Raw genomic sequence first — 4706 nt, forward strand, 5'->3', positions numbered from 1 at the left:
AAGACGACACTACGACTCCCAAGACCCCCTCGAACACCAACCCCAACTCCCGCACCAACCCCCACCCGTACGCCACACCCAACTCCCCCGCCCACTCCAACACCCACTCCGAGACCGACACCCACCCCGACTCCAGCACCAACACCCACTCCGACACCGACGCTTACCCCTATCCCTCGATTCACCCCGCTTGTCCCTCGTACTCCTACCCCCACCCCGACTCCATCCCCCACTCCCACTGCCACACCTGCCCCAGCAACGCCAACACCTGCGGCAGAGCTGGCCCTCAGCGGCGAGTGGCTTTACGAGGGAGGATCTTTTATCTGGCAGGGATCCCTGTGCAAGGTCAATGTTGCGGCTGGCGTCCAGGAAACCGTCTCCATTCGTCAGGAGGGCAACCAGATCAGCGTTTCCTCTCTCAGCTTTTCCGAACGCAGTGGCCAGCTCATCGGCAACCAACTTTCTGTCAGCGGTAAGGCAGCGGGTAGTGGCACCCCAACCATCACTTGGAGCGGCACTGTCAGCGCTGACGGGCGCTCGATTCGAGGAACGGCTACCTGTGGTAGCGCCAGCTTCGCCATTAGGCTCACACGGCAGAGCTAAATACCTACGCCTCCTCCCCGATCACCGCCGCCGCCGTCTTCCCTATCGTCTTTCTGTTGCCGTTGAGGCGGTGGAGGAGGAGCAGCAAAGCTTTCGCTCACAACTTCGATGGTGTAAGGGCCTCGCCCAGGGCTGCCCGGCCCAGCGGCTGGAGAGGCATTTTGCGCCCAGTAGCTTTGCACCTGGAGCAAGTAGCAGCGGTTTTGCCGCACGGGGATGGTTAGCTGAGAGGTGGTAAAGTTGCCAGGGGCAGCATCATCATTTACAAAAACGTCAGGATCGAATCTCCGGTTGCTATCAAAGCTGCCGATAGCCAACAGCGGATCAAAAACCTGGCTGGTCAGCCGGATCGTAACCCCCGTAACGTTGGCTGCAGAGGGAAAGTAAAGAAACGCATCTGAATAAAAGGTAAACGTGCCGGGAGGGGGTGGGAATTCCCGGGCATTTCGAAAATTGCCCTCCTCATCAAAATAAAACTCCAAAAGGCTATTCGGCCCCAAGGTTCCACTGCGCCTATCCCCCTGTCGGCGGAGGCCAATCGAAGCGAAAAAGTCTGGACTGAAGGCTTGTTCGCAGACGTTCACCAGAGGCGGTATTGTACTCCCTCCACCTCCTCCACAACCTGCCAAAACCGCAGCCGAGGCCAAAAGGCCCAAGAAAACCCTCTGCAGGGATCCCTGCGGAGCTCTAGAAGCATTCGATGCTAGCCCTGGCATAAGCACTCCTCCGGACACCGGATGTCAATGTTCCTCTAGATTACGATGCTCTGATCAATTCTCAGCAAAATGCAGATCACTGACAGGATTTTCCCACGTTTAGGCTTGCACCGGCCTGGGGGGGCTGTTCCGCTGTTGACCTCGAGAAGGGAGCTTCAAGGGCGTAGTGGGGCCGTTGAGCCAATTTTGTCCTCAGGAAGGGATCCAGAGCAAAACCCTTTTTCGCAGTGGGCTAATCACGACCAGCGTCGGGCTTCTTGGTGAGGGTGAGAAAGAAATGAGCTAGGGCTGCCACACATTCTCGATCTTCAAAGAGTAGGTCGCGTCGCTGCCGAACCTCTTCAGTCATATGGTGGCGAAACTCAGGATCGGATCCCAGTTTTACGGCCAAATCCTCATAGCTTTTCAGATCCGAGGCAATTAAGCTGTCCAGCTCCATTCTTTTGAGAATGGCATAGGTATGCCGCCCCCGCATCAGCTTTCCAGGGCAAGTGATCACAGGCAATCCGACCGCAACGGCCTCTAAGGTGGTGATCCCACCTGACCAGCCATAGGAATCTAACATAAGATCGGCACAGCGGTTGAGATCCAAGTAGTCTTGATAATCCAATCCGGGCAGGATCAGGCAGTGGTCTTCTACATTGAGGCCATACAAAGAAAAAGCCCGGGTGAGCCGTTCCCGAAATTGTCGGGCAATAGCAGCATTGGGCAGAGCCAAGAAGACAAACTGAGCGTTGGGCACTCGCTGAGCAATAGCGGCAAAAAGATAGTCATATTGGGGCAGATATTTACCCAAGTATTGACAAGCTAGGTAAACCACTGCGTTTCTGCGCAGGCCGAAATCCTCACGATAGCGCTTTTGCTGAGGCAAAACCGGCTTTTCGAAGCAAGTGCCCAAATGAGGTAAACGAATCAGGGTTTCACTATAATGTTCTTGAGCATCCTCTGGCTCCATTAAATCGCTGGAGAGGAAATAGTCAATCGTAGAAAGTCCAGAAGTTACAGGATGAGCCCAAGTGGAGCACTGTATCGGTGCCAGTCGCAGGGAAGCCAGTTGCAGAATAAGAGGTGAAAGGCCGATCTCCAAATACACCAAAATATCTAGCTGATCCTGCAGGATTTGTCGGGCTGCATCCTCGAGGCTGCTGGGAATGTGTCGAAACACATCGGCATATTGACGATACCGGTCTGTCATGAAATCGGTTCTGGGATCCAAGTGATAGGCGAAGACTTGAAACTTTCGCTCCGAGTTAGCCTGTCCATCAATCCAATTAGCATTTAGGTACTTAACCCAACCCAGAGATAAGCGGCTGTAAGAGCAAGCTCGCATGGAAGCTGAGGCAAACCCAACTCGGATGGGATCCCCTGGTTGGGATTGGCAAGGAAGATATCTCCAATCGGGATAACAGGCGTTGACTATACGTTGAACAAACTGGGCATATTTTTTCTGCAAATCCAGGTCGTTGTAGCCTTGGTACTGTAGGTAGTGATTGGTTCCCAGTCCTGATGCCCACAGCGCTGTGCGACGTTGCTCCTCTGTTTCTAGGGGAGTTTCCTCAATAAGACGATCCAGGTGCTCAACAAAGCGAGCACGAAAGGAGTTGAGCTCTTCCTCACTCTGATAGACTGCCGGCAAGTAGAGATGATAAAACCAACGAGCCTGTTCTAACTGGGGATCCAAAGCCAATGCTTTCTCCAGGTGATCCAAGGCAATAGCGTGTTCTCCTTGATCTCGGCAGGCGATGGCCAGATTCAGATGTACCTCTTCCAAAGGGATCCCTGCTGCTCGATCCGAGTTTACCAACAGGGAATTGAGCAGGGGGATCGCCTCTTCGCAGCGACGTAAGTTAACGAGGATCTTGCCAGCTTGAAAGGCGGAAAGAGTGGCATCGGGATTGAGGTTTAAGCTCTGCCGGTAGCAGGATAAGGCTTTCTCCCATTGGCCCGAAGACTCGTAGACCACGCCTAAGTTGTGATGATAAAGAGCTACGCAAGGATTTAACTCAATAGCCTCGGCAATTAGCGCAGCTGCCCATTCCAAATCCCCCTTGGTCTGGGCCACCGTTCCCAGCAGGTGCAAAGCGTCGGCTTGCTCAGGAAACTCCGCCAAGATCTCGGAGTAAATGGCTTCTGCTTGTCGCAAATCTCCTGCTTGCTGGGCTTGGATCCCGGCTAGAAGTTTGTTTGTAAGTATCCAGTCTGACATCTACTACAAGATGGCTAGAAATTCTCCTGACTTGTCTGCCCAGTATAGTTTTTTCCAGTTATAGTCAGTTCAGTTGGGGATAAGATGACTTTACAGGCAAGATAACATGCAGGTAGACCTAAAGAGGAAGCTTAGATCTGAGAGAGAGTCGTATTTGTTCCGCTCCGTGGCTCATTTTTTTACTTTGTTCAGCTACTTTACCTAAACGTAAGCTCTGCTCAGGTAACAGAGACAGCCGTAGTTACCTTGAGAAATCTCCCCCTGCCAGAGGAGATGAGAGGGATCCAACATCTGGTCAATCTGCTTGCGGTCTTGCTCAGAAGTAAACTCCACGTAAATCACCTTGATGTCTTTGAGCTGCTCTTGCAAGCTGGTCAACACCTCCACCTCATCTCCACCTGTAGCCACCCTGAGCACATCGATGGGCTCCAAACCCAACTCCTTGAGGGCTGCCCTGGCTTCCCGGAAAGGGAGCAGCTGCTCCACTCCCCACTCGGCCTGAGGATCCTCCGGCCAGAGGCGACGGGTTCTGCAACTATCCTGCCCCGCCAGCCCCACTGGATGCACAAAGCAGTTGCCCAGGCCAAGAGCATTCTGCTGCAGCAGGTGCAAGGCCAAGGGATCCACCTCGAAACAGTGAATAGCCGCCTCAGGGTGAAAAGTCCTGAAACAAGCGCTGGCCACACCTACCCCGGCCCTCACATCCACGACAACCTTGACATCAGGAAGAATGGAAGCCGCAGGCTGATAGATGCGGCTCAGGCTGGCTACTGTCCCTTCATACTCAAGGCCTTCGTACCCCCGCAACCAAGCTGACGGAGCAGAGCTGCCCTTTTGGATTAAGTCAATGAGAAAAGTTTCTGTTATGTTCCCCGCATTGGCAAAGAGGAGCTGGGTATCTTCTCCCGGAATGAAAGCAAAGCTAGCCCCCAAAGGCCGCCCCAGCCGCTGCAAGTCTCCCACCGTGCACACCACCGCATCAAAGCTAGGCCAACTGCTCGGCTCCCCCCTCACCTCATGAACTCGCTCGGGCACTCCCTTCTGCTGCAGCAGACCACAGGGATCCCCAAACCCCTCTTCCACGTACAGCTCCAGCCGCGGCAGGTCCAGCAAGTCCGCGGCTATCACCCCAGGACAGCCTCGGCCAACAAATACCCTCAGTCGCTCCTGCACGCGATGCA

The 4706-nt window shown here is 54.1% G+C and carries 2 protein-coding genes and 1 pseudogene; all 3 read right to left on the reverse strand.

Features of this window, described 5'->3' with window-relative positions:
• Nucleotides 1-599: 599 nt before the first annotated feature.
• A complete protein-coding gene (locus tag NW834_RS13290) occupies nt 600-1319 on the reverse strand; it encodes a hypothetical protein (RefSeq protein ID WP_414419469.1) in 720 nt (239 codons plus the stop codon).
• 232 nt (nt 1320-1551) lie between these two features.
• Nucleotides 1552-3525, reverse strand: coding sequence for a tetratricopeptide repeat protein (locus NW834_RS13295; protein ID WP_414419468.1), 1974 nt, complete (start codon nt 3523-3525; stop codon nt 1552-1554).
• Between the two features lie 201 nt (nt 3526-3726).
• Nucleotides 3727-4706 (reverse strand): annotated as a pseudogene (locus NW834_RS13300) (glycosyl transferase family 1); the annotation flags it as partial.

Origin of the sequence: Synechococcus sp. R60.1, from assembly GCF_047461835.1 — a bacterium.
Taxonomy (GTDB): Bacteria; Cyanobacteriota; Cyanobacteriia; order Thermostichales; family Thermostichaceae; genus Thermostichus.

Bases quoted from the DNA above. Each gene is read 5' to 3' on its own strand.
- NW834_RS13295 (WP_414419468.1), bottom strand. From the start codon at position 3,525: ATGTCAGACTGGATACTTACAAACAAACTTCTAGCCGGGATCCAAGCC.
- NW834_RS13290 (WP_414419469.1), bottom strand. From the start codon at position 1,319: ATGCCAGGGCTAGCATCGAATGCTTCTAGAGCTCCGCAGGGATCCCTG.